General features: G+C 52.1%; 23 protein-coding genes. 21 read left to right on the top strand and 2 right to left on the bottom strand.

The window, feature by feature from the left end; all coding sequences use genetic code 11:
- Nucleotides 1–3 precede the first annotated feature (3 nt).
- From mepA to AACS05_RS16525, 4 genes are read left to right on the top strand one after another with little or no spacing between them, the layout of a single operon-like run.
- Nucleotides 4–828 (top strand): penicillin-insensitive murein endopeptidase, encoded by an 825-nt coding sequence (gene mepA / locus AACS05_RS16540; protein WP_045445715.1) that lies wholly within the window; start codon nucleotides 4–6, stop codon nucleotides 826–828.
- A complete protein-coding gene (locus tag AACS05_RS16535; RefSeq protein ID WP_045445713.1) occupies nucleotides 828–1,637 on the top strand; it encodes a sulfite exporter TauE/SafE family protein in 810 nt (269 codons plus the stop codon). Before mepA ends, AACS05_RS16535 begins: the two co-directional genes overlap by 1 nt.
- On the top strand, nucleotides 1,637–2,185 hold the full coding sequence (locus tag AACS05_RS16530) for an elongation factor P hydroxylase (protein ID WP_045445711.1): 549 nt from the start codon (nucleotides 1,637–1,639) through the stop codon (nucleotides 2,183–2,185). Before AACS05_RS16535 ends, AACS05_RS16530 begins: the two co-directional genes overlap by 1 nt.
- A gap of 32 nt (nucleotides 2,186–2,217) precedes the next feature.
- Nucleotides 2,218–2,496: a YfcL family protein gene (locus AACS05_RS16525; RefSeq protein WP_045445709.1), complete on the top strand. Its 279-nt coding sequence runs from the start codon at nucleotides 2,218–2,220 to the stop codon at nucleotides 2,494–2,496.
- Nucleotides 2,497–2,556: 60 nt separating this feature from the next.
- Here the strand turns inward: AACS05_RS16525 and mnmC are convergent, their stop codons facing one another.
- Nucleotides 2,557–4,560: a bifunctional tRNA (5-methylaminomethyl-2-thiouridine)(34)-methyltransferase MnmD/FAD-dependent 5-carboxymethylaminomethyl-2-thiouridine(34) oxidoreductase MnmC gene (mnmC, locus tag AACS05_RS16520; protein ID WP_045445707.1), complete on the bottom strand. Its 2,004-nt coding sequence runs from the start codon at nucleotides 4,558–4,560 to the stop codon at nucleotides 2,557–2,559.
- Between the two features lie 159 nt (nucleotides 4,561–4,719).
- On the opposite strand from mnmC, the gene fabB reads away from it, so the two are divergent.
- Together fabB and AACS05_RS16510 are read left to right on the top strand one after the other, a co-directional pair.
- Nucleotides 4,720–5,940 carry a beta-ketoacyl-ACP synthase I gene (gene fabB, locus AACS05_RS16515; RefSeq protein ID WP_045445705.1) on the top strand — a complete coding sequence of 407 codons (1,221 nt, stop codon included), beginning with the start codon at nucleotides 4,720–4,722 and terminating at the stop codon, nucleotides 5,938–5,940.
- Nucleotides 5,941–6,180: 240 nt separating this feature from the next.
- On the top strand, nucleotides 6,181–7,359 hold the full coding sequence (locus tag AACS05_RS16510; RefSeq protein WP_045445703.1) for an MFS transporter: 1,179 nt from the start codon (nucleotides 6,181–6,183) through the stop codon (nucleotides 7,357–7,359).
- Here the strand turns inward: AACS05_RS16510 and flk are convergent.
- Complete coding sequence (gene flk / locus AACS05_RS16505; RefSeq protein WP_045449733.1) at nucleotides 7,356–8,357, bottom strand: flagella biosynthesis regulator Flk; 1,002 nt, start codon at nucleotides 8,355–8,357, stop codon at nucleotides 7,356–7,358. The two genes, AACS05_RS16510 and flk, sit on opposite strands and share 4 nt — an antisense overlap.
- A 108-nt stretch (nucleotides 8,358–8,465) precedes the next feature.
- Here flk and pdxB point away from each other — a divergent pair, with 108 nt between their 5' ends.
- From pdxB to hisP, 15 genes are all read left to right on the top strand, one after another.
- Nucleotides 8,466–9,602, top strand: coding sequence for a 4-phosphoerythronate dehydrogenase PdxB (pdxB, locus tag AACS05_RS16500; protein WP_045445700.1), 1,137 nt, complete (start codon nucleotides 8,466–8,468; stop codon nucleotides 9,600–9,602).
- 67 nt (nucleotides 9,603–9,669) lie between these two features.
- On the top strand, nucleotides 9,670–10,683 hold the full coding sequence (locus AACS05_RS16495; RefSeq protein WP_045445697.1) for an aspartate-semialdehyde dehydrogenase: 1,014 nt from the start codon (nucleotides 9,670–9,672) through the stop codon (nucleotides 10,681–10,683).
- Complete coding sequence (gene truA, locus AACS05_RS16490) at nucleotides 10,683–11,495, top strand: tRNA pseudouridine(38-40) synthase TruA (RefSeq protein WP_045445694.1); 813 nt, start codon at nucleotides 10,683–10,685, stop codon at nucleotides 11,493–11,495. The genes AACS05_RS16495 and truA overlap by 1 nt, the downstream gene beginning before the upstream one ends.
- Before the next feature lie 23 nt (nucleotides 11,496–11,518).
- Nucleotides 11,519–12,178 (top strand): DedA family protein, encoded by a 660-nt coding sequence (locus AACS05_RS16485; RefSeq protein ID WP_045445690.1) that lies wholly within the window; start codon nucleotides 11,519–11,521, stop codon nucleotides 12,176–12,178.
- A gap of 149 nt (nucleotides 12,179–12,327) precedes the next feature.
- Nucleotides 12,328–13,242, top strand: a complete 915-nt coding sequence (gene accD / locus AACS05_RS16480) for an acetyl-CoA carboxylase, carboxyltransferase subunit beta (RefSeq protein ID WP_045445687.1) — start codon at nucleotides 12,328–12,330, stop codon at nucleotides 13,240–13,242.
- 191 nt (nucleotides 13,243–13,433) lie between these two features.
- Nucleotides 13,434–14,702 carry a bifunctional tetrahydrofolate synthase/dihydrofolate synthase gene (gene folC / locus AACS05_RS16475; RefSeq protein WP_045445685.1) on the top strand — a complete coding sequence of 423 codons (1,269 nt, stop codon included), beginning with the start codon at nucleotides 13,434–13,436 and terminating at the stop codon, nucleotides 14,700–14,702.
- Nucleotides 14,692–15,354 (top strand): cell division protein DedD, encoded by a 663-nt coding sequence (gene dedD / locus AACS05_RS16470; RefSeq protein ID WP_045445682.1) that lies wholly within the window; start codon nucleotides 14,692–14,694, stop codon nucleotides 15,352–15,354. The genes folC and dedD overlap by 11 nt, the downstream gene beginning before the upstream one ends.
- Before the next feature lie 269 nt (nucleotides 15,355–15,623).
- Nucleotides 15,624–16,112 (top strand): colicin V production protein, encoded by a 489-nt coding sequence (cvpA, locus tag AACS05_RS16465; protein ID WP_045445679.1) that lies wholly within the window; start codon nucleotides 15,624–15,626, stop codon nucleotides 16,110–16,112.
- A gap of 35 nt (nucleotides 16,113–16,147) precedes the next feature.
- Nucleotides 16,148–17,665: an amidophosphoribosyltransferase gene (purF, locus tag AACS05_RS16460; RefSeq protein ID WP_045445676.1), complete on the top strand. Its 1,518-nt coding sequence runs from the start codon at nucleotides 16,148–16,150 to the stop codon at nucleotides 17,663–17,665.
- Nucleotides 17,666–17,760: 95 nt separating this feature from the next.
- Entirely contained in the window at nucleotides 17,761–18,330 is a 570-nt protein-coding gene (locus AACS05_RS16455; RefSeq protein WP_045445673.1) for a UbiX family flavin prenyltransferase, read from the top strand.
- A 287-nt stretch (nucleotides 18,331–18,617) separates the two neighbouring features.
- Nucleotides 18,618–19,400, top strand: a complete 783-nt coding sequence (gene argT, locus AACS05_RS16450; RefSeq protein WP_045445670.1) for a lysine/arginine/ornithine ABC transporter substrate-binding protein ArgT — start codon at nucleotides 18,618–18,620, stop codon at nucleotides 19,398–19,400.
- A 246-nt stretch (nucleotides 19,401–19,646) separates the two neighbouring features.
- Complete coding sequence (gene hisJ, locus AACS05_RS16445) at nucleotides 19,647–20,429, top strand: histidine ABC transporter substrate-binding protein HisJ (RefSeq protein WP_045445667.1); 783 nt, start codon at nucleotides 19,647–19,649, stop codon at nucleotides 20,427–20,429.
- 187 nt (nucleotides 20,430–20,616) lie between these two features.
- Complete coding sequence (locus AACS05_RS16440) at nucleotides 20,617–21,303, top strand: histidine ABC transporter permease HisQ (RefSeq protein ID WP_045445664.1); 687 nt, start codon at nucleotides 20,617–20,619, stop codon at nucleotides 21,301–21,303.
- Nucleotides 21,300–22,007, top strand: a complete 708-nt coding sequence (hisM, locus tag AACS05_RS16435; RefSeq protein ID WP_045445661.1) for a histidine ABC transporter permease HisM — start codon at nucleotides 21,300–21,302, stop codon at nucleotides 22,005–22,007. Before AACS05_RS16440 ends, hisM begins: the two co-directional genes overlap by 4 nt.
- A gap of 13 nt (nucleotides 22,008–22,020) precedes the next feature.
- The gene (gene hisP / locus AACS05_RS16430) at nucleotides 22,021–22,794 is read left to right on the top strand and encodes a histidine ABC transporter ATP-binding protein HisP (RefSeq protein WP_003028114.1); all 774 of its coding nucleotides are present in this window, start codon (nucleotides 22,021–22,023) and stop codon (nucleotides 22,792–22,794) included.
- Nucleotides 22,795–22,817 lie beyond the last annotated feature (23 nt).

Genomic DNA, 22,817 nt, shown 5'->3' with positions numbered 1-22,817 from the left:
GACATGAAAAAAACGGCACTTGCGGCACTGGCTCTGTTCGCCAGCTCCGCCTGTCTGGCGGCGACGCCCTGGCAGAAAATTACCCACCCGGTTGCGGGTAGCGCACAGTCGATCGGTGCTTTCTCGAATGGTTGCATTGTCGGGGCAGATACACTGCCCGTGCAATCAGAACATTATCAGGTGATGCGCACCGATCAGCGGCGCTATTTCGGTCATCCTGATCTGGTGAGGTTTATTCAGCGTCTGAGTACCCAGGCCAATAATCTGGAGCTGGGCACGGTGTTAATTGGTGATATGGGAATGCCTGCTGGCGGACGTTTCAATGGTGGGCACGCCAGTCACCAGACAGGACTGGATGTCGATATTTTCCTGCAACTGCCAAAAACGCGCTGGACGCAGTCGCAACTGCTGCGACCACAGGCGCTGGATCTGGTCTCTCAGGACGGTAAACGTGTTGTATCGTCACTGTGGAAGCCGGAGATTTTCAGCCTGATCAGGCTGGCCGCAAAAGATAATGATGTAACGCGTATTTTCGTGAATCCGGCGATTAAACAGCAACTTTGTCTGGATGCGGGAACTGACCGGGACTGGTTGCGTAAAGTGCGACCGTGGTTCCAGCATCGTGCTCATATGCATGTGCGGTTACGTTGCCCTGCCGACAGTCTTGAGTGCGAAGACCAACCTTTACCTCCACCAGGTGATGGCTGTGGCGCGGAGCTGCAAAGCTGGTTCGAACCTCCTAAACCTGGAACAACAAAGCCTGAGAAGAAGACACCGCCTCCGTTGCCGCCTTCCTGCCAGGCGCTATTGGACGAGCATGTACTCTAATGGATATTTTCGCCGATCTGTTTATGGTGTCTCCGCTGCTGTTGGGCGTACTTTTTTTTGTGGCAATTCTGGCTGGATTTATTGACTCGCTGGCGGGGGGCGGTGGCTTACTCACTATCCCTGCGTTAATGGCGGCAGGCATGCCGCCAGCACAAGCGCTGGCAACTAATAAGCTTCAGGCCTGTGGGGGATCGATCTCCGCATCTCTCTATTTTATTCGTCGTGGCGTGGTCAATCTGGCGGAGCAGAAGCTCAATATCGCCATGACCTTTATCGGTTCAATGAGCGGCGCGTTGCTGGTTCAGCATATGCAGTCGGACATCTTGCGCCAAATCCTGCCGGTTCTGGTGCTCTGTATTGGCCTCTACTTTCTCATGATGCCTAAACTGGGCGAAGAAGACCGGCAGCGTCGGCTTTATGGCTTGCCGTTTGCACTGGTTGCCGGGGGCTGTGTCGGTTTTTATGATGGCTTCTTTGGGCCGGCAGCCGGGTCGTTTTACGCACTGTCCTTCGTCATGCTGTGTGGCTACAACCTGGCGAAGTCAACGGCGCATGCCAAAGTACTCAATGCCACCTCTAATCTCGGTGGGCTGTTACTGTTCGCCCTTGGCGGCAAAGTGATTTGGGCGACCGGTTTTGTGATGCTTATCGGCCAGTTTCTTGGTGCGCGGATGGGATCTCGACTGGTGCTTAGTAAGGGACAGAAACTCATTCGACCAATGATCGTCATTGTCTCTGCAGTGATGAGTGCCAAGCTAATTTACGATAATCATGGACAGGAGATTCTCCACTGGCTGGGGATGAACTAATGAACAATACCCATCACTACCAACAGTTAATTGATATTTTTAACGGCTGCTTTGCCGATGAATTTAATACCCGTCTGATTAAAGGCGACGATGAACCCATCTATCTTCCAGCTGATGCGGAATTACCGTATCACCGTATTGTTTTCGCCCATGGTTTTTACGCCAGCGCGTTACACGAAATTTCACACTGGTGTATTGCTGGAAAAGCGCGTCGTGAGCTGGTTGATTTTGGTTACTGGTACTGCCCGGACGGGCGGGATGCGAAGACACAGTGTCAGTTTGAAGATGTAGAAGTGAAGCCACAGGCATTTGACTGGTTGTTTTGCATGGCGGCGGGGTATCCGTTTAACGTCAGTTGCGACAACCTGGAAGGGGACTTTGAGCCGGATCGCGTGGTATTCCAGCGTCGTGTTCATGCCCAGGTGATGGAGTATCTGGAAAAGGGGATCCCCGAACGTCCGGCGCGCTTCATTAAAGCGTTACAAAATTATTATCACACGCCTGAGCTTAAGGCGGAACAATTCCCGTGGCCCGAAGCGCTCAACTGAAGCCGATGCCACGTTTACAATGAGGAAAGAAGATGATCGCGGAGTTTGAATCACGCATTCTGGCATTAATCGACGATATGGTAGAGCACGCCAGCGATGATGAGCTTTTTGCCAGTGGGTATTTGCGTGGGCACCTGACGCTGGCCGTTGCTGAACTGGACGGTGGCGAGGACCATTCCGCTGAGGCATTGTACGCCAATGTCACCAGCAGCCTGGAAAAAGCTATCGGTGCTGGCGAACTCTCGCCTCGTGACCAGGCGCTAGTGAAAGAGATGTGGGATGCTCTGTTCCAGAAGGCCACAGTAAAATAATTTACGGTGGATTGTGCCGGATGCTGACGCAGGAGTGTCTTATCCGGCACAATCATTACCTCATGACTTTATTGCTTTTCCCTTCAATAATTTTCTCACCCATAAACGATTCGGATTTAACGCAGCCAGAGTTCCTGCATCCATCGGGATAGGTTCATGACTCATTTGCGCCGCAAGGATTTCTGCGCACAGCGGGGCGGTACACAGTCCTCGCGAACCCAGTGCGCCCAGCATAAATAAGTCAGGGTAAACTGGCGCACTCGCAGCAGTCTCTTTGTCTTCTGCAAGATGTGCGTACTGACTGAGCGTGGCGTGATAGTCCGGTACATTGCCGACCATCGGTAAGTGATCGCGTGTGGCGCAGCGAACGCCACAGCGGGCGGCATTGTCACTGATATCCACCTCTTGCACCCATCCGGCATTTGGCAAACAGTTGATTAAACGCTGGCGATTTTGTTGCTGATCGTCCTCGCGATAAACCGTCTCTTCACAACCGCGATGATAGCTCGCCCCGATACAATGATGCTGATTCACCGGATTTTGCGGTGTGAGATAGCCGTCGTAGCACAGCACCTGACGCAGAGCAGAGAGTGAAGGCGAGGTAGGAATATGGCTCACCTGACCGCCAACGGAATAAACCGGTAACGGCTGCGTCTGATTAAAGCGGTTAATGCGGTGGCCATTTGCCAGCACCACCGCTTCGTGCGTAGCGGTTTCGCCAGTAGCGAACTGCAACTGCCAGCTATCCGCCTGATGCGACAGTGAAACCAGATCGTGCTGGTAGTGCGTGCGTAATCCCAGCGTTGTGGCATAGTCCAGCACAGCAGCAGTTAACTGCGCAGGACACAGCCATCCTCCGGCAGGATACTGAATGCCATCACATTCGGTATCCACGCCCACCGTTTGCAGGATCTGTTTTGCATCAACCGCGACCGCGAGTGCGTCGGGTAAGTCAAGTGACAGTATTTGGGTGATTTTCTGTTGGCTTTTCTCATCCCAGGCTAACTGAGTCACCCCGCACCAGTCGTGTGCGAAATCTACGGGTAGCGCGTCATACAGACGTCGTGCGAAGGTAAAGGCAGCAGGGAAAAAAAGATTAATAGCCGCATCATGTTTATTGAGCAAAGGATAGAGCGCCCCCTGGCGATTGCCGGAAGCGCCTTGGGCTGGTTTGTCGTCAGCACAATAGAGCGTCACTTGCCAGCCCCGACGCAACAGAGCCAGCGACAGCAAGGCGCTGGCAATACCTCCGCCAATAATAGCCGTTTCACGTTTTTTCGTACCTGTGCGTGCAAACCACGGCGCTGGGGAAGGGGGGGTAATATTTTGCTCCATAACCCCACATAACATTTCGCGTTTGCGACCGAAACCTTTGCATTTACGCATGCTGAAACCAGCTTCCTGCAACCCACGACGTACAAAACCAGCGGAGGTAAAGGTCGCCAGCGTGCCGCCAGGGCGAGCCAGTCTGGCCATTGCGTTAAACAGCGTTGGCGTCCACATATCAGGGTTTTTTGCCGGCGCGAACCCATCCAGAAACCAGGCATCGACCTGCTGATTCAATGATTCATCCAGTGTATTGATGAGTTGGTTAATATCGCCAAACCAGAGATCCAACGTAATTCGCCCCTCATCAAGAAGCAGCCGATGGCAACCCGCCAGTGGTAGTGGCCACTGCTCCTGTAACGCTGTTGCCCATGGTGCGAGTTCAGGCCAGTGTTGATGGGCTAAGGCCAGATCTTCACGCGTCAGAGGAAATTTTTCAAAACTGATGAAATGTAACCTTTCCAGGATAGCGTCAGGATGTGCGTCGCGAAAAGTGGCGAATGCCTGCCATAGCGTCAGGAAGTTAAGTCCGGTACCAAAACCACTTTCTGCTACTACAAATAATTGCCGTGAATGAGTGGGAAATCGTTCTGCGAGATGATTACCGCCGAGAAAAACATAACGAGTTTCTTCCAACCCGTTATCGTTAGAAAAATAGACATCGTCAAAATCTCGGGAAACAGGTGTACCCTCAGCGTTGAATTCGAGGTCGGCAGGTTGTATAGCGTATTGTTTCACGTAAGTTACTCGTCTGGCAGGCTGTGTCCCGATCTTAACGATGAGTGCCTGACTGCGCAAATTTCCACATTAAATGGCTGATCGGACTTGTTCGGCGTACAAGTGTACGCTATTGTGCCACTCGAAACTTTAAAATAGTGCGAACTACAGAGGTATTGAATGAAACGTGCAGTGATTACTGGCTTGGGCATCGTTTCCAGCATCGGTAATAACCAGCAGGAAGTCCTGGCATCTCTGCGTGAAGGACGTTCAGGGATCACTTTCTCTCAGGAGCTGAAGGACTCCGGCATGCGTAGCCACGTTTGGGGCAACGTAAAACTGGATACCACTGGCCTCATTGACCGCAAAGTTGTGCGCTTTATGAGCGACGCATCCATCTATGCATTCCTTTCTATGGAGCAGGCAGTTGCTGATGCTGGCCTCTCTGCAGAAGTTTACCAGAACAACCCGCGCGTTGGCCTGATTGCAGGTTCTGGCGGCGGCTCCCCGCGTTTTCAGGTCTTCGGCGCTGACGCAATGCGTAGCCCGCGTGGTCTGAAAGCCGTTGGTCCGTATGTGGTGACTAAAGCGATGGCATCCGGCGTTTCTGCCTGCCTCGCAACACCGTTCAAAATCCACGGCGTAAACTACTCCATCAGCTCTGCCTGTGCGACGTCTGCACATTGTATCGGCAACGCTGTTGAACAAATTCAATTGGGCAAGCAGGACATCGTTTTTGCTGGCGGCGGCGAAGAGCTGTGCTGGGAAATGGCGTGCGAATTCGACGCAATGGGCGCGCTGTCTACCAAATACAACGACTCTCCGGACAAAGCGTCCCGTACTTATGATGCAAGCCGCGATGGTTTCGTTATCGCAGGCGGTGGCGGTATGGTTGTTGTCGAAGAGCTGGAACACGCTCTGGCTCGTGGCGCACACATCTACGCGGAAATCGTCGGTTACGGCGCAACTTCTGATGGCGCAGACATGGTTGCTCCGTCAGGTGAAGGCGCAGTGCGCTGCATGCAGATGGCGATGCACGGCGTTGATACACCAATCGACTACCTGAACTCACACGGTACTTCTACACCGGTAGGCGACGTGAAAGAGCTGGGTGCAATCCGTGAAGTGTTCGGCGATCACAGCCCGGCAATCTCTGCAACCAAAGCAATGACCGGTCACTCTCTGGGTGCTGCGGGTGTGCAGGAAGCTATTTACTCTCTGCTGATGCTGGAACATGGCTTTATCGCGCCAAGCATCAACATTGAAGAGCTGGACGAACAAGCTGCTGGTCTGAACATCGTGACCAAGCCGACTGAGCAAGAACTGACTACCGTTATGTCCAACAGCTTCGGCTTTGGCGGGACTAACGCCACGCTGGTGATGCGTAAGCTGAAAGCGTAAGTCTGGTACTAATACCAGTCATTGCCTGATGGCGTTTCGCTGATCGGGTTAAAAGGGAGCCAACAGGCTCCCTTTTTTATGGCATTGACAATGGGGGCAATTTACAGGCAGACTCCCCGCTCAACATTATCCTCATGATAATGCGTAAGCGTTTAACGTTATCCAACGCACCTTAATCCTGATAGTCAGGTAGAGGGGGCGTGGCATTTCCTCGCCTTACTCTGCATTCTGGAGTAACGCATGACAGCAGTAACCCAACAAGAAAAAACATCTTCGGCGAATGTTTCGCTATTTCGTATCGCTTTTGCAGTTTTCCTGACCTATATGACGGTCGGCCTGCCTTTGCCTGTCATCCCGCTGTTTGTCCACCATGAGTTGGGCTATGGCAACACCATGGTTGGCATTGCTGTGGGCGTTCAGTTTCTGGCGACGGTATTAACGCGTGGTTACGCGGGACGGTTAGCCGATCAGTATGGTGCCAAACGTTCTGCGCTACAGGGGATGTTTGCCTGTGCGCTGGCGGGCGCGGCGTGGCTATTGGCTGCGCTATTACCAGTCTCTGTTCCCGTTAAGTTCGCGTTGTTAATTGTGGGACGTCTGATCCTCGGTTTTGGTGAAAGCCAGTTACTTACCGGAACCCTGACCTGGGGGCTGGGGCTGGTTGGGCCAACGCGTTCTGGTAAGGTGATGTCGTGGAACGGGATGGCGATTTACGGCGCACTGGCCGCCGGTGCACCGTTGGGGCTGCTGATCCACAGCCACTTTGGTTTCGCCGCGCTGGCGGGAACCACGATGGCATTACCGCTGCTGGCATGGGCATTCAATGGTACCGTCCGTAAAGTGCCTGCTCACGCTGGAGAACGGCCTTCTTTGTGGAGCGTTGTGGGGCTTATCTGGAAACCTGGTGTGGGTCTGGCGCTACAGGGCGTTGGTTTTGCTGTGATTGGCACCTTTATCTCCCTCTATTTTGTCAGCAACGGCTGGACCATGGCAGGATTCACCCTGACCGCGTTTGGTGGTGCTTTTGTGCTGATGCGTATTCTGTTTGGCTGGATGCCGGACAGGTTTGGCGGGGTTAAGGTCGCGGTTGTCTCTTTGCTAGTTGAAACAGCGGGTCTGGTACTGCTGTGGCTGGCACCAACGGCCTGGTTTGCTTTGTTGGGGGCGGCATTAACCGGGGCAGGGTGTTCGCTCATTTTCCCGGCACTGGGTGTGGAGGTCGTGAAGCGTGTTCCTGCACAGGTTCGTGGTACGGCGCTGGGTGGTTACGCCGCATTCCAGGATATCTCCTACGGCGTAAGCGGTCCTTTAGCTGGGGTTCTGGCCACCGCTTATGGCTATCCCTCGGTATTTCTTGCCGGGGCGATTTCTGCGGTGGTCGGAATTGTCGTTACGCTGCTTACCTTGCGAAAAGGTTAAGTGACGAGCCAGAAAATGGCTAATGCAATCATCAACGCCACAAACATCAGCCCCGGTCGCGCCGACAGTGATTTAATGTTTTCAATCACCGGTGTGAACGGGCTGTAAATCGGCTGAAGATGTCGAGGATCGTTTAATTCTTTGTCCCGCTCTACGCGCCGCAAGAAGATCTGATTGAGCAAATCCTGTACCTGCACAGTGGTCAAAATTGTTTGCGGTTGGATCTGCCAGGTCTGCTGCGCGTAGTCTTTTATCGCCGCGAACTCATTCGGTTCCAGCGGTTGTTTCAACGCTGCCTGAAGCGTTTGCAACGTTGGTGCATTTTGCAGGCTTAGCGTCTGACGCGCTTGCAGCCAGGTCACCAGATGGGTGAACTGCTTCGCGGGGATCAGTTCTCCGCTTTTTACGCCGGACAGTTCCAGCATGGATTGCCAGATTAGCTTGCCGGATTCTCCGGTGGCCGCAGCCAGTTTTGTCACCAGTTGATTCAACGTGTTGTGCTCTGCCGGGAGCAAAGGGCGATCGGTTGCCGGGCGCTGTTGTGGCTGCGGGATCGAAAGTTGCCCCTGCTGTAACAGTGTCAGCACATTTTTTAACTGTTCTGGTGTGAGTTGACTGAGCGCTGTTTGTCCGTACTGCTGGCGAATAAAATCACTCACAGCCTGGCGATTATTCCCCTGACTCAGCAATTCTGTGAGCTGTGACAGTACCTGACGGTTAGCATGATTCTGCTGAGCAATGCCAAGCCGTTGGTTCAGGTTTTGCTCAGCGGCAGGAAAGTGACGCGACTGCAACGGTGTATCACTTTTGACCCCCAGATCGTGCTTCATTCCAGCCCATACCTCGGCACTTTGCTGCTGAGTGAGTGAAATTAAACGCGTGATAAGTCGTTCCAGCACAGTACGTTGCTGCGTGGATAACGGTTGCTCACCCGCAACGGCAGGGGCATTTGGGCCTTCACCGGGAGGGCGCGCGGGAGTACCAGAAATGGGCTGCATCATCTCTATTCCTTAAATCTGAGCTAACCAGGTCTCGCAGTATGCCTGGCGGCGAGATTATGGCACACTTGCCCGGTTAACTCTCGTTCTCAAACAGGTGCGAAAGACGTGAAAATCCTCGTTGATGAAAATATGCCCTATGCCCGCGAACTGTTTAGTCGTTTGGGGGAGGTCAAAGCGGTTCCCGGTCGCCCGATTCCCGTCTCAGAACTCGAAGATGCGGATGCCTTAATGGTGCGCTCGGTGACGAAAGTAAACGAATCACTGCTCAGCGGAAAACCCGTAAAATTTGTCGGGACGGCAACTGCAGGTACTGATCATGTGGATGAAGCCTGGCTTGCGCAGTCGGGGATCGGCTTTTCCGCAGCGCCTGGGTGCAATGCCATTGCAGTGGTTGAATATGTCTTTTCTGCGCTGTTGATGCTGGCGGAACGCGACAGTTTTGCATTACGCGATAGGACCGTAGGTATCGTGGGCGTCGGTAATGTGGGGGCGCGTTTGCAAGCGCGACTGGAAGCATTGGGAATTCGTACTTTGCTTTGCGATCCACCGCGTGCTGACCGGGGGGATGAGGGCGACTTTCGTTCGCTGGAGGAACTGGTTGAGCAAGCTGATGTACTGACTTTCCATACGCCGCTGTTTAAAGACGGTCCGTACAAAACGCTGCATCTGGCTGATGAGGCGCTCATAAGCCGACTCAAGCCGGGAACCATACTGATTAATGCCTGCCGTGGGCCGGTCATTGATAATGGCGCATTACTGAATTGTCTGAATGCCGGGCAGTCGTTGAGCGTTGTGCTGGACGTCTGGGAAGGTGAGCCGGATCTGAATGTGGCGTTGCTGGACAAAGCCGACATCGGCACGGCGCACATTGCCGGTTATACCCTTGAAGGAAAAGCGCGTGGGACCACGCAGGTCTTTGAGGCCTACAGCAAGTTTATTGGTCGCGAACAGCACATAGCGCTGAACACCCTGTTACCCGCGCCGGAATTCGGTCGTATCACATTGCATGGTCCGTTAGATCAGCCAACGCTGAAAAGGCTGGTGCATTTAGTGTATGATGTGCGCCGCGATGATGCGCCGCTGCGTAAAGTCGCTGGAATTCCGGGTGAGTTTGATAAACTGCGTAAGAATTACCTTGAGCGCCGTGAATGGTCGTCTTTATACGTAATGTGTGATGACGCTGCTGCAGCTACCTTGTTGTGTAAGCTGGGTTTTAACGCTGTTCATCACCCGGCACATTAATGTCTTCTTAATGCTCCCTGTCGAATAATACGACAGGGACGCTTATGTATTTCTGGAGTAAATCACCATGTCTGAAGGCTGGAATATTGCCATTCTGGGCGCAACGGGCGCCGTCGGCGAAGCCCTGCTCGATACACTGGCTGAACGCCAGTTCCCGGTCGGTGAGATTTATGCGCTGGCACGTAACGAAAGCGCCGGTGAGCACCTGCGTTTTAATGGTAAATCGATCGTTGTTCAGGATGTTGCTGATTTTGACTGGACACAAGCGCAACTGGCATTTTTTGTTGCTGGAGTGGAGGCAACAGCCGCGTGGGTGGAAGAAGCAACCAACTCAGGTTGCCTGGTTATTGACAGTAGCGGGCTGTTTGCTCTTGAGCCGGATGTCCCGCTGGTCGTACCGGATGTTAACCCGTTCGTACTGGCGGATTATCGCAACCGCAATGTGATTGCCGTCCCGGATAGTCTGACCAGCCAGTTGCTGACTGCGCTGAAACCACTGATTGATGACGGTGGGCTTTCTCGTATAACGGTCACCAATATTATTTCAGCTTCTGCACGCGGTAAAAAGGCGGTGGATGCGCTGGCAGGGCAGAGTGCGAAGCTGCTCAACGGGATCCCTGTCGATGACGATGATTTCTTCGGGCGTCAACTGGCGTTCAATATGTTGCCATTACTGCCGGATCGTGAAGGCAGCGTGCGTGAAGAACGTCGGATCGTCGATGAAGTGCGGAAAATTATGCAGGACGATGGTCTGCTGGTCTCCGCAAGCATAGTGCAGTCGCCAGTGTTTTACGGCCATGCACAAATGGTGAACTTTGAAGCCCTGCGGCCGCTGGCGGCAGAAGAGGCTCGTGATGCGTTTACCCGCGGCGAAGACATCGTTCTGTCGGAAGAGACGGATTATCCTACTCAGGTTGGCGATGCTTCTGGTACTCCCCATCTTTCGGTCGGCTGCGTACATAACGATTATGGTATGCCGGAGCAGATTCAGTTCTGGTCTGTAGCCGATAATGTGCGCTTTGGTGGCGCGTTAATGTCGGTAAAAATTGCTGAAAAACTGGTGCAGGAGTATCTGTACTAATGTCTGACCTGCAACAACTGCCAACACATAAAATTGCGCTGGGTATAGAGTATGATGGCAGCAAATATTATGGCTGGCAGCGCCAGAACGAAGTGCGTAGCGTTCAGGAAAAATTGGAAAAAGCGCTCTCACAAGTCGCCAATGAACGCATTAATGTATTTTGTGCGGGGCGAACGGATGCAGGCGTTCATGGAACGGGGCAGGTGGTGCATTTTGAAACCACCGCGCAACGTAAAGATGCGGCATGGACACTGGGTGTAAATGCGAATTTACCTGGTGACATTGCCGTGCGCTGGGTGAAGGCTGTGCCGGATGATTTTCATGCACGATTTAGCGCCACGGCTCGCCGTTATCGCTACATCATCTACAATCATCGGTTACGCCCGGCGGTTCTGGGGAACGGTGTGACGCATTACTATGAACCGCTGGATGCTGAACGTATGCATCGTGCGGCTCAGTGTCTGATTGGTGAGAATGATTTCACTTCGTTTCGGGCAGTGCAGTGCCAGTCGCGCACACCGTGGCGCAACGTGATGCACATCAACGTCACGCGTCACGGCCCATATGTGGTGGTCGATATCAAAGCAAATGCCTTTGTACATCATATGGTCAGGAATATTGTTGGTAGCCTGATGGAAGTAGGTGCCCACAACCAGCCGGAGAGCTGGATAGCAGAGTTGTTAGCGGCGAAGGACAGAACGCTGGCAGCGGCAACGGCGAAGGCGGAAGGACTGTATCTGGTTGCGGTAGATTATCCAGATCGGTTTGACCTGCCTAAACCGCCAATGGGCCCGCTGTTCCTGGCGGACTAATTCGAGTCGTAAAAGGCATAAATATGGACCTGATTTACTTTCTGATCGATTTTATCCTGCACATAGATGTGCATTTGGCTGAACTGGTAGCGGAATACGGTGTTTGGGTTTACGCCATTCTGTTTCTGATTCTGTTTTGTGAAACAGGACTGGTAGTGACGCCGTTCCTGCCGGGCGATTCTCTGCTGTTTGTCGCCGGAGCGCTCTCTGCGTTGCCAACCAATGATTTGAATGTTCATCTGATGGTGGCGTTAATGATTGTGGCGGCGATTGTTGGCGATGCGGTGAACTACACTATCGGTCGACTGTTCGGCGAAAAACTTTTTAGCAATCCGAATTCCAAAATTTTTCGCCGCAGCTACCTGGATAAAACCCATGCTTTTTATGCACGTCATGGTGGCAAAACAATTATTTTGGCGCGTTTTGTCCCTATCGTGCGTACATTTGCGCCGTTTGTGGCAGGTATGGGGCATATGTCCTACCGCCATTTTGCAATGTATAACGTCGCAGGCGCGCTGCTGTGGGTATTGCTGTTTACCTATGCAGGCTATCTGTTTGGCGATCTGCCGGTGGTACAGGAGAACCTGAAATTATTGATTGTGGCGATTATCGTCCTCTCCGTATTGCCCGGCGTTATTGAAGTGATTCGTCACAAGCGTGCTGCGTCACGTGCTGCAAAATAGAAAGTAACTCAGCGGTTCGACCACTTTTTTATCCAAAGTTTCGGGCTGTTATGTTTTAATGTGCAACATTCATGGTCTGTTGGGGGCAAAAATGGCATTATGCGCCCCTTATAACAAAGCTGACTAAGGTTCAGGCAGAAAGGTCACCAATGAGCTGGATTGAACGAATTAAAAGCAACATTACTCCCACCCGCAAGGCAAGCATTCCTGAAGGGGTGTGGACCAAGTGTGATAGCTGCGGTCAGGTTTTATACCGTGCTGAGCTGGAACGTAATCTTGAGGTCTGTCCGAAGTGTGACCATCATATGCGCATGTCGGCGCGCAATCGCCTGCATAGCCTGTTAGATGAAGGTTCTCTTGTGGAGCTGGGTAGCGAGCTTGAGCCGAAAGACGTGCTGAAGTTTCGTGATTCCAAGAAATACAAAGACAGACTGGCTTCTGCGCAGAAAGAAACCGGCGAGAAAGATGCGCTGGTGGTAATGAAAGGTACACTTCACGGTATGCCGGTCGTTGCTGCAGCATTCGAATTCGCTTTTATGGGCGGTTCCATGGGGTCTGTGGTTGGTGCCCGTTTTGTCCGTGCCGTTGAACAGGCGCTGGAAGACAACTGCCCGCTGATCTGCTTCTCCGCTTCCGGCGGTGCGCGTATGCAGGAAGCGCTGATGTCACTGATGCAGATGGCAAAAACCTCTGCTGCACTGGCGAAAATGCAGGAACGTGGTTTACCGTACATCTCTGTACTGACCGACCCAACCATGGGTGGGGTTTCAGCAAGCTTCGCGATGTTGGGCGATCTCAACGTTGCTGAACCGAAAGCACTGATCGGCTTTGCTGGTCCGCGTGTTATCGAGCAAACCGTACGTGAGAAATTGCCGCCGGGATTCCAGCGCAGTGAGTTCCTGATTGAAAAAGGCGCTATCGATATGATCGTTCGCCGCCCGGAAATGCGCCTGAAACTGGCGAGCATCCTGGCGAAGCTAATGAATCTTCCTGCGCCGAATCCGGATGAGCCACGTGAAGGCGTGGTGGTACCTCCGGTACCCGATCAGGAATCAGAGGCCTGATAGTTTACTCTATGGATTTCGAGTTGCAGGAAGGCGGCAAGAGAGTGAATCCCGATGAACTTACACTGGTAAGTGATTCGGGTGAGCGAGTGCAGCCAATATCCCTGCAACTTGAAAGGCGACGAGTATAAAAGGGCAGGGCCGGTCGGCGCTGCCTTTTTCTTTTCTCACCGTAGCGAATTACATAAATCATGGACAATAAACGTATCCCTCAAGCCACGTCGCCCCTGGCGTCGTGGCTTTCTTATCTGGAAAACCTGCACAGTAAAACCATCGATTTGGGCCTTGAGCGTGTCAGCCAGGTTGCGGCGCGGCTGGGTATTCTTAAACCGGCTCCATTCATCTTCACGGTGGCGGGAACCAACGGTAAGGGTACAACCTGCCGCACGCTGGAGTCCGTACTGACGGCAGCCGGATATAAAGTCGGTGTGTACAGCTCTCCCCATCTGGTGCGCTACACAGAACGTGTTCGTGTGCAGGGAAATGAGTTACCGGAAGCGGCCCACACAGCCTCATTTGCTGAGATTGAAGCCGCACGCGGTGACATTTCCCTGACCTATTTTGAATATGGCACGCTGTCGGCGCTGTGGCTGTTCAAACAGGCACAGCTTGATGTGGTGATTCTGGAGGTTGGCCTGGGTGGGCGTCTGGATGCCACGAATATTGTCGATGCCGATGTCGCGGTGGTTACCAGTATTGCGCTCGACCATACTGACTGGCTGGGACCTGATCGTGAAAGTATTGGTCGTGAGAAGGCCGGCATTTTCCGTGCCGAAAAACCGGCTATTGTTGGCGAACCTGAAATGCCTTACACCATTGCAGATGTCGCGCAAGAGACCGGAGCGAATTTGCAACGATATGGCGTGGACTGGCGCTATGCTGTAACGGACAATGACTGGTCCTTTACGGACTGTCACGGTACGCTGGCGCACCTGCCGTTACCACAGGTTCCACAACCAAATGCCGCAACTGCACTGGCTGCCCTGCGGGCAAGTGGACTTAATGTGAGCGAGCAGGCGATTCGTGAAGGTATCGAGTTGGCTATTTTGCCGGGACGCTTCCAGATTGTGAGCGAGTCGCCACGTGTTATTTTTGATGTCGCCCATAATCCTCATGCGGCGGAATATCTGACCGGGTGTCTGAAAAAGTTAGTGAAAAACGGGCGCGTACTGGCGGTTATCGGTATGCTACATGATAAAGATATTGCAGGTACGCTGGCCTGGTTGAAAAGCGTGGTTGACGCCTGGTATTGTGCTCCCCTGGAAGGTCCGCGGGGCGCGACAGCAGAACAACTGCTGGAGCATTTGGGCAAAGGCGAAGCCTATGGCAGCGTTGCTCAGGCATGGCATGCTGCGCTGGCAGATGCAAAACCAGAAGATACCGTGTTGGTGTGTGGATCGTTTCACACTGTCGCACATGTCATGGAAGTGATAGACGTGGGGAGAAGCGGTGGCGAGTAAGTTTCAGAATCGATTAGTTGGCACAATTGTGCTGGTGGCGCTTGGGGTGATTGTGCTTCCCGGGTTGCTTGACGGGCAAAAAAAACATTATCAGGATGAGTTTGCGGCGATCCCTCTGGTGCCTAAACCTGGCGATCGCGATGAGCCAGACATGATGCCTGCGGCAACGCAGGCGCTGCCGACGCAACCGCCAGAAGGCGCGGCAGAAGAGGTGCGTGCAGGTGATGCTGCTGCGCCGTCACTGGATCCGTCACGCCTGACTGCGGCAAACAGTGCGGAGTTTGATCCCATACCTGCGCCTGTCGAACAGCCGAAACCAAAACCGAAGCCGCAACCACAGCCTGTTGCACCCGCACCTGCACCTGCGCCAACGCCTAAACCAGCAGTTGCGGAGGCTCCGGCCCCAACCGGGAAAGCGTACGTCGTGCAACTCGGTGCGCTGAAAAACGCCGATAAGGTCAATGAGATCGTTGGTAAACTTCGGGGAGCTGGCTTCCGGGTATATACTTCCCCGTCAACGCCAGTACAGGGTAAAATAACCCGCATTCTTGTCGGGCCTGACGCCTCCAGAGATAAGCTGAAAAACTCGCTCGGCGAACTGCAAAAGATCTCCGGTTTGAGTGGGGTCGTGATGGGTTACACCCCGAACTAAACCGTGGTGCCAGCATCGCTATCCTGCACGGGATTGTGCCTGATGGCGGTGTGCTGGCAGGCTTACAGTGTTACTGTGTTGTGAGCCGGATAAGGTGCTTGCACCGCCATCCGGCAGTGCCCGAAGAGGCAAAAAGTTCGATGGCGTTGAAGATTTTTTCAGCGCCATTTTTATTTACGCGTGGAAAGGAAATCCCTACGCAAACGTTTTCTTTTTCTGTTAGAATGCGCCCCGAACAGGACGACAGGGCGTAAAATCGTGGGACACTTATGGTCTGGATTGATTACGCCATTATCGCGGTGATTGGTTTTTCCTGTCTGGTTAGCCTGATCCGTGGCTTTGTTCGTGAAGCATTATCGTTGGTGACTTGGGGTTGTGCTTTCTTTGTCGCCAGCCATTACTACACTTACCTGTCTGTCTGGTTTACGGGCTTTGAAGACGAACTGGTTCGAAATGGGATTGCTATCGCGATACTGTTTATCGCGACACTTATCGTCGGCGCTATCGTTAATTTTGTGATAGGCCAACTGGTGGAGAAAACAGGCCTGTCGGGTACCGACAGGGTGTTGGGGATTTGCTTTGGTGCTCTGCGAGGAGCGTTGATCGTCGCCGCCATTCTGTTTTTTCTCGATACGTTTACCGGTGTGTCGAAAAGTGAAGACTGGAGCAAGTCACAGTTGATCCCGCAGTTCAGTTTTATCATCAGATGGTTTTTTGACTATCTGCAAAGCTCGTCAAGTTTCTTGCCCAGACCCTAACGGTTCTGAGATGTGGCTTAACGAGGAAAAGACGTATGTGCGGTATTGTCGGTATCGCCGGTGTTATGCCGGTAAACCAGTCGATTTATGACGCGTTAACGGTGCTCCAGCATCGTGGTCAGGATGCCGCTGGCATCATCACCATTGATGCCAACAACTGCTTCCGTTTGCGAAAGGCAAACGGAATGGTGAGCGACATTTTTGAAGCTCGCCATATGCAGCGTTTGCAGGGCAATATGGGCATTGGCCATGTGCGTTACCCAACGGCTGGCAGCTCCAGCGCCTCCGAAGCTCAACCTTTTTACGTCAACTCACCATATGGCATTACGCTTGCCCACAATGGCAACCTGACCAATGCGCATGAGCTGCGTAAAAAGCTGTTTGAAGAAAAGCGTCGCCACATCAACACCACTTCAGATTCTGAAATTCTGCTGAATATTTTCGCCAGCGAGCTGGATAACTTCCGTCACTATCCGCTGGAAGCCGATAATATTTTTGCGGCTATCGCAGCAACTAACCGCCAGATCCGCGGCGCATATGCCTGCGTGGCTATGATTATCGGTCACGGGATGGTCGCTTTCCGCGATCCTAACGGTATTCGCCCACTGGTGCTTGGCAAACGCGATATTGGCGATGGTCGTACCGAATACATGGTTGCCTCCGAAAGCGTGGCGCTGGATACGCTGGGTTTTGAATTCCTGCGTGACGTTGCACCTGGCGAAGCGGTGTATATCACTGAAAAAGGCCAGTTGTTTACCCGTCAGTGTGCGGATAATCCGGTCAGTAATCCGTGTCTGTTCGAATACGTCTACTTTGCGCGTCCTGATTCTTTCATCGACAAAATTTCCGTCTACAGCGCCCGTGTGAATATGGGGACTAAGCTTGGCGAAAAAATTGCCCGCGAGTGGGAAGATCTGGATATTGACGTCGTCATCCCGATTCCAGAAACCTCTTGTGACATCGCGCTGGAAATAGCCCGTATTCTTGGCAAACCGTATCGCCAGGGTTTTGTGAAAAACCGCTATGTGGGGCGCACTTTTATCATGCCGGGTCAGCAGTTGCGCCGTAAATCTGTACGCCGCAAGCTGAATGCTAACCGTGCTGAATTCCGTGATAAGAACGTGTTGCTGGTGGATGATTCTATCGTGCGCGGCACCACCTCAGAACAGATTATCGAGATGGCGCGTGAAGCCGGGGCGAAGAAGGTGTACCTGGCCTCTGCCGCACCGGAAATCCGCTTTCCGAACGTCTACGGTATTGACATGCCAACGGCGACGGAGCTAATTGCTCACGGGCGCGAAGTGGACGAGATCCGCCAGATAATTGGTGCTGACGGTCTTATCTTCCAGGATCTGAACGATCTGATTGAAGCCGTGCGCGCTGAGAACCCGGATATTCAGCAGTTTGAATGCTCGGTGTTTAACGGTGTGTATGTCACTAAAGACGTCGACCAGAAGTACCTCGATTTTCTTGATTCCCTGCGTAATGATGACGCCAAAGCAGTACTGCGTCAGAACGAAGCTGAAAACCTCGAGATGCACAACGAAGGTTAATGCTCTACAGCAAGCAAGGGGGAGAAGTTCCCTTGCTTGCAACTCCCCGTAAAATCCTGCAAAGTCAGCCCTGAAACAAGAAAGGGCGGTTAAACATGAAACGACTCATCATAGGGATCAGCGGCGCAAGCGGCGCAATTTATGGCGTGCGCTTGTTGCAGGTGTTGCGTGACGTTGCTGATGTGGAAACCCATCTGGTGATGAGCCAGGCGGCGCGACAGACGCTGGCACTTGAAACGGACCTCTCTGTACGCGACGTGCAGGCATTAGCGAATGTAAATCATGATGCGCGTGATATCGCCGCCAGTATTTCATCCGGCTCGTACCAGACGGCTGGAATGGTTATCCTGCCATGTTCAATTAAAACGCTATCTGGCATTGTCCACAGCTACACCGATGGGCTGCTCACCCGTGCAGCTGATGTTGTGCTAAAAGAGCGCCGCCCTCTGGTGCTGTGCGTGCGTGAAACACCTCTGCATCTGGGACATCTGCGTCTCATGACGCAGGCGGCGGAAATTGGTGCTGTGATTATGCCGCCCGTACCGGCGTTTTACCATCGCCCTCAGACGCTTGATGACGTGATTAATCAAACGGTTAACCGTGTGTTAGACCAGTTTGATATCTCTCTCCCTCAGGACCTGTTTACCCGCTGGCAGGGGGCATAAGCTGCTCTGTCAGCGTGCAACTCTGTATTCGTTGCCCTGTTTCAGGGCAATTTTGTAACCGCGATCATATCCTCAACATTTAATTCGTTAAAACTCAACGAAACGCTGCGGTTCAACCGTCATACCTGCTATCTTCAAAATCAGGACAATATTGCAACGTTTTATTAACATATTTAACGTCGAATATCCTCATCGACGCGAAAATGGCATAAGACCTGCATGAAAAAGTCTGCAAACACACAACACAACGTAAAACATAATAAAATTACGCCACTTGAGGGTTATGTATGAAGAAGACGGTTCTTGCTTTGTCTTTGCTGGTAGGACTTTCCGCAACCGCGGCCAGCTACGCAGCACTTCCGCAGACAGTTCGTATTGGTACAGATACAACCTACGCCCCTTTTTCCTCTAAAGATGCGAAAGGGGATTTTGTCGGGTTTGATATCGATCTCGGAAATGAGATGTGTAAGCGTATGCAAATCAAATGTACCTGGGTTGCCAGTGACTTTGATGCGCTAATCCCATCGCTGAAAGCGAAAAAAATTGATGCCATCATCTCCTCGCTTTCTATCACCGAGAAACGCCAGCAAGAGATTGCTTTCTCAGACAAACTCTACGCAGCAGACTCACGTCTGATCGCGGCGAAAGGTTCCCCAATCCAGCCGACTCTGGATTCTCTGAAAGGTAAACACGTTGGGGTACTGCAAGGCTCCACACAGGAAGCCTATGCCAATGACACCTGGCGCAGCAAAGGCGTGGATGTAGTGGCATACGCGAACCAGGACCTTATCTATTCTGACCTGACAGCAGGGCGCCTCGATGCGGCATTGCAGGATGAAGTTGCTGCCAGCGAAGGCTTCCTGAAACAGCCAGCAGGTAAAGACTATGTGTTTGCTGGTCCTTCGGTAAAAGATAAAAAGTATTTCGGTGACGGAACCGGAATTGGTTTACGCAAAGATGATGTGGAACTGAAAGCTGCTTTTGATAAAGCGTTGGGTGAGCTGCGTCAGGATGGCACCTACGACAAAATGGCGAAAAAGTATTTTAACTTTAATGTCTACGGCGACTGATACGCTGAAACGGGAATTGATTGCACCATAGAGGCTAACCATTACGGTGCATAATAAATCCAGTGCACTGTTTTGGTGCTTTTATCGCTGTCTTAATGAGCATGATTGCATACTTAAGCGCTTTTCATGCAAAAAAATATTGCCGGCAAGGTAGAATGCTTTGCCTTGTCGGCCTGATTAATGGCACGATAACTGCACCTGGTCCTGTAAAGATCCCCTATAAAAGACAGTCTGTTGAGGATAGTTATGAAAAAACTGGTGTTGTCTCTTTCTCTGGTCCTGGCTTTCTCCAGTGCCACCGCAGCATTTGCAGCCATTCCGCAAAAAGTCCGTATCGGTACCGATCCTACTTATGCCCCGTTTGAATCGAAAAATGCGCAGGGTGAACTGGTTGGTTTTGATATTGATTTGGCAAAAGAACTCTGCAAACGCATTAATACACAATGTACCTTCGTGGAAAACCCGTTGGATGCGCTGATCCCTTCGTTAAAAGCGAAGAAAATCGACGCTATCATGTCTTCGCTTTCCATTACTGAAAAACGTCAGCAGGAAATTGCTTTTACCGACAAACTTTATGCAGCGGATTCTCGTCTGGTAGTTGCTAAAGATTCTGATATCCAGCCGACAATCGAGTCGCTGAAAGGCAAACGTGTCGGTGTTCTGCAGGGCACTACCCAGGAAACATTCGGTAACGAGCACTGGGCGCCAAAAGGCATTGAAATTGTCTCCTATCAGGGGCAGGACAATATCTATTCTGACCTGACTGCCGGACGAATCGACGCCGCGTTCCAGGATGAAGTCGCTGCCAGTGAAGGCTTCCTGAAGCAACCCGTAGGTAAAGATTACAAATTCGGTGGCCCGTCTGTGAAAGATGAGAAACTGTTCGGCGTGGGTACCGGAATGGGGCTGCGCAAAGACGATAACGAACTGCGCGAAGCACTGAATAAAGCATTTGCAGAAATGCGTGCTGACGGTACTTACGAGAAACTGGCGAAAAAGTACTTTGATTTTGATGTTTACGGCGGTTAATCACCGCAGGTGCTGATAAAGCCCGTAGATTGTTGATCGACTTATTGCCTGATGGCGACTGCGCCTTATCAGACCTACGACGAAAGCATGTAGGCCTGATAAGCGAAGCGACATCAGGCATAAAACGTGTCGAGACAACATATCAAAAGAGGCTCATTACTTCACCACACACAACAGGACAGGCAGCATGTTGTATGGCTTTTCAGGTGTTATTTTACAGGGCGCGATTGTTACGCTCGAGCTGGCTCTCAGCTCAGTAGTGCTGGCGGTCCTGATAGGTCTTGTCGGCGCGGGAGCGAAGCTTTCGCAAAGTCGGGCAATGGGGCTAATTTTCGAAGGGTACACGACGTTAATACGTGGAGTACCCGATCTTGTCTTAATGCTGCTCATATTCTACGGGTTGCAGATTGCGCTTAACACCATAACCGACGCAATTGGTATCAGCCAGATTGATATCGATCCGATGGTGGCGGGTATTATCACGCTCGGTTTTATCTACGGGGCCTATTTTACCGAAACCTTTCGCGGTGCGTTTATGGCTGTACCCAGAGGCCATATTGAAGCGGCAACTGCATTCGGTTTTACCAGTTCACAGATATTCCGCCGCATTATGTTTCCGGCGATGATGCGCTATGCATTGCCGGGAATTGGTAATAACTGGCAGGTTATTCTTAAAGCCACGGCACTGGTTTCTCTGCTCGGACTTGAAGACGTGGTGAAAGCCACTCAGCTTGCGGGTAAGAGCACCTGGGAGCCGTTCTACTTTGCCGTGGTGTGCGGCGCTATCTATCTGGTGTTTACCACTGTTTCTAACGGTGTGCTGCTGTACCTTGAGCGCCGCTACTCCGTGGGTGTGAAGAGGGCTGACCTGTGATTGAGATTATTCAGGAGTACTGGAAATCCCTGCTATGGACCGACGGCTATCGCTTCACCGGCGTGGCGATAACGCTGTGGTTGCTGATCTCATCTGTGGTAATGGGGGGCATCCTGGCGCTGTTTTTGGCGATTGGTCGTGTTTCCAGCAATAAGTTTATCCAGTTTCCCATCTGGCTATTTACCTATATTTTTCGTGGAACACCGCTTTACGTTCAGTTGCTGGTGTTTTATTCCGGAATGTACACGCTGGAAATCGTTAAAGGGACAGACTTCCTCAACGCTTTTTTCCGCAGTGGCCTTAATTGTACCGTGCTGGCGCTAACGCTAAACACCTGTGCCTATACCACAGAGATTTTTGCCGGGGCAATCCGTTCGGTACCTCATGGCGAGATTGAAGCCGCGCGTGCCTATGGCTTCTCTTCATTTAAAATGTATCGCTGTATTATTTTGCCTTCAGCATTGCGTATTGCGCTGCCAGCATACAGCAATGAAGTCATTTTAATGTTGCACTCAACGGCGCTGGCATTTACGGCGACGGTGCCGGATTTGTTGAAAATCGCCCGCGATATCAACTCGGCAACTTACCAGCCGTTTACCGCATTCGGTATTGCCGCCGTACTGTATTTGATGATTTCGTATGTCCTGATCAGTCTGTTCCGTAAAGCGGAAAAACGCTGGTTGCAGCATGTCTCCTCTAAATGATTCGAGTAACACGATGTCTGAAAATAAATTAAACGTTATCGATTTACATAAGCACTACGGCGAACATGAAGTGCTGAAAGGGGTATCGCTGCAGGCCAACGCGGGTGATGTTATCAGTATTATTGGCTCGTCAGGTTCCGGTAAAAGTACGTTCCTGCGCTGCATTAACTTTCTCGAAAAACCGAGCGCCGGGTCGATTGTGGTCAGTGGTCAGAATATTGGCCTGGTACGCGACAAAGACGGTCAGCTCAAGGTGGCGGATAAAAACCAACTTCGTCTGTTACGTACGCGACTGACTATGGTCTTCCAGCACTTCAACCTGTGGAGCCATATGACGGTGTTGGAAAACGTCATGGAAGCGCCGATTCAGGTGTTAGGTTTAAGCAAACAGGAAGCTCGCGATCGCGCGGTGAAGTATCTGGCCAAAGTCGGTATTGATGAACGCGCCCAGGGTAAATATCCGGTACATCTGTCCGGTGGACAACAGCAGCGTGTATCTATTGCTCGCGCGCTGGCAATGGAGCCGGAAGTGCTGCTATTTGATGAGCCGACTTCAGCCCTTGATCCGGAGTTGGTCGGTGAAGTGCTGCGCATTATGCAGCAACTGGCCGAAGAGGGAAAAACCATGGTGGTCGTCACCCATGAAATGGGATTTGCCCGGCATGTCTCCACGCACGTTATTTTCCTGCATCAGGGGAAAATCGAAGAAGAAGGCGATCCGGAGCAGGTATTCGGCAATCCGCAGAGTCCACGTTTGCAGCAGTTCCTGAAAGGGTCATTGAAGTAGTACTGCTGTACCGTCCAAAATGC

The organism is Citrobacter sp. S-77 (genome assembly GCF_963864895.1).
In the GTDB taxonomy this organism is placed as follows: domain Bacteria; phylum Pseudomonadota; class Gammaproteobacteria; order Enterobacterales; family Enterobacteriaceae; genus Citrobacter; species Citrobacter murliniae.
This window is presented reverse-complemented; position numbering and strand designations above follow the sequence as displayed.